Here is a 1,920-nt window from a genome sequence, read left to right as displayed (position 1 = left end):
ACCGGCCCGGTCCCTCAGGACCCAACAGCGTGCATGTACCCGACTCCACCGCCCCGACGCGTTCCCAACCCGAAGGCTGTACTGACGCGAGACGATCTCACCGAGCACCTAGTTCAATGTTCCACCCATGAGCTACCAGCAAAGACATTCGCTTTGATCTGGCGCCTGGAACACCCTGCGGTGTCCAGATGCTCCTTAGAAAGGAGGTGATCCAGCCGCACCTTCCGGTACGGCTACCTTGTTACGACTTAGTCCTAATCACCGATCCCACCTTCGACAGCTCCCTCCTTGCGGTTAGGCCACTGGCTTCGGGTGTTACCGACTTTCATGACTTGACGGGCGGTGTGTACAAGGCCCGGGAACGTATTCACCGCAGCGTTGCTGATCTGCGATTACTAGCGACTCCGACTTCATGAGGTCGAGTTGCAGACCTCAATCCGAACTGAGACCGGCTTTTTGGGATTCGCTCCACCTTACGGTATCGCAGCCCTTTGTACCGGCCATTGTAGCATGCGTGAAGCCCAAGACATAAGGGGCATGATGATTTGACGTCATCCCCACCTTCCTCCGAGTTGACCCCGGCAGTCTCCTATGAGTTCCCACCATGACGTGCTGGCAACATAGAACGAGGGTTGCGCTCGTTGCGGGACTTAACCCAACATCTCACGACACGAGCTGACGACAACCATGCACCACCTGTATACCGACCTTGCGGGGCAACCATTTCTGGAAGTTTCCGGTATATGTCAAGCCTTGGTAAGGTTCTTCGCGTTGCATCGAATTAATCCGCATGCTCCGCCGCTTGTGCGGGCCCCCGTCAATTCCTTTGAGTTTTAGCCTTGCGGCCGTACTCCCCAGGCGGGGAACTTAATGCGTTAGCTGCGACACGGAGACCGTGGAAAGGTCCCCACATCTAGTTCCCAACGTTTACGGCGTGGACTACCAGGGTATCTAATCCTGTTCGCTCCCCACGCTTTCGCTCCTCAGCGTCAGTAACGGCCCAGAGAACTGCCTTCGCCATCGGTGTTCCTCCTGATATCTGCGCATTCCACCGCTACACCAGGAATTCCATTCTCCCCTACCGCACTCTAGTCTGCCCGTACCCACTGCAGGCCCGAGGTTGAGCCTCGGGTTTTCACAGCAGACGCGACAAACCGCCTACGAGCTCTTTACGCCCAATAATTCCGGACAACGCTTGCACCCTACGTATTACCGCGGCTGCTGGCACGTAGTTAGCCGGTGCTTTTTCTGCAGGTACCGTCAAGCCGAAGCCCTTCTTCCCTACTAAAAGAGGTTTACAACCCGAAGGCCGTCATCCCCCACGCGGCGTTGCTGCATCAGGCTTTCGCCCATTGTGCAATATTCCCCACTGCTGCCTCCCGTAGGAGTCTGGGCCGTGTCTCAGTCCCAGTGTGGCCGGTCACCCTCTCAGGCCGGCTACCCGTCGTCGCCTTGGTGAGCCATTACCTCACCAACTAGCTGATAGGCCGCGAGTCCATCCTTGACCGAAAAACTTTCCACCCGCACCCGATGCCGGGGCAGGTCGTATCCGGTATTAGACGCCGTTTCCAGCGCTTATCCCAGAGTCAAGGGCAGGTTACTCACGTGTTACTCACCCGTTCGCCACTAATCCACCCAGCAAGCTGGGCTTCATCGTTCGACTTGCATGTGTTAAGCACGCCGCCAGCGTTCGTCCTGAGCCAGGATCAAACTCTCCGTAAAAAAATTACGACCCCCAACCCCGAAGAGAAGGAGAGTCAAGTTTGACCTCTAGCAAATAAGACATCTCTCCGACCCGAAAGCCGGAAGCTGACATCAATTTCCAAAGGAATCCCAACCCGATCCGAAGATCAAGGCCGGGGTATAAAATTGGCATTGAACATAGTGCACGCTGTTGAGTTCTCAAGAATCGGACACATC

Annotated in this window: 1 rRNA gene; it reads right to left on the bottom strand. The window is 56.0% G+C overall.

Annotated features, from left to right (window positions below):
• Nucleotides 1-199: 199 nt before the first annotated feature.
• Nucleotides 200-1,722: ribosomal RNA gene (locus C5C25_RS16090) — 16S ribosomal RNA — on the bottom strand.
• Nucleotides 1,723-1,920 lie beyond the last annotated feature (198 nt).

Origin of the sequence: Rathayibacter sp. AY2B9, assembly GCF_002931595.1 — a bacterium.
Taxonomy (GTDB): Bacteria; Actinomycetota; Actinomycetes; order Actinomycetales; family Microbacteriaceae; genus Rathayibacter.
The sequence above is the reverse complement of the archived record's forward strand: the minus strand, read 5'-3'. Positions and strand labels throughout refer to the sequence as shown.